The sequence below is a fragment of the Limosilactobacillus mucosae genome, assembly GCF_046939755.1.
Classification (GTDB): domain Bacteria; phylum Bacillota; class Bacilli; order Lactobacillales; family Lactobacillaceae; genus Limosilactobacillus; species Limosilactobacillus mucosae_A.
Genome location: NZ_JBKZAY010000136.1, coordinates 1 through 200, shown reverse-complemented (window position 1 = coordinate 200; position 200 = coordinate 1). Strand labels below are relative to the sequence as shown.

At 51.0% G+C, this 200-nt stretch carries 2 tRNA genes; both read right to left on the bottom strand.

The features are described from left to right. Positions 1-20: 20 nt before the first annotated feature. A tRNA-Ala gene (locus ACLUWI_RS10555) sits at positions 21-93 on the bottom strand. Positions 94-98: 5 nt separating this feature from the next. Further along, positions 99-172, bottom strand: a tRNA-Ile gene (locus ACLUWI_RS10550). Positions 173-200 lie beyond the last annotated feature (28 nt).

Here is a 200-nt window from a genome sequence, read left to right as displayed (position 1 = left end):
ACCAGTCAAACGACTGGCAATGGAGAATAACGGGATCGAACCGATGACCTCCTGCTTGCAAAGCAGGTGCTCTCCCAGCTGAGCTAATTCCCCATATATGGGTCTAAGTGGACTCGAACCACCGACCTCACGCTTATCAGGCGTGCGCTCTAACCAACTGAGCTATAGACCCAACAAGCGAACGATTATTGAGATGAGGT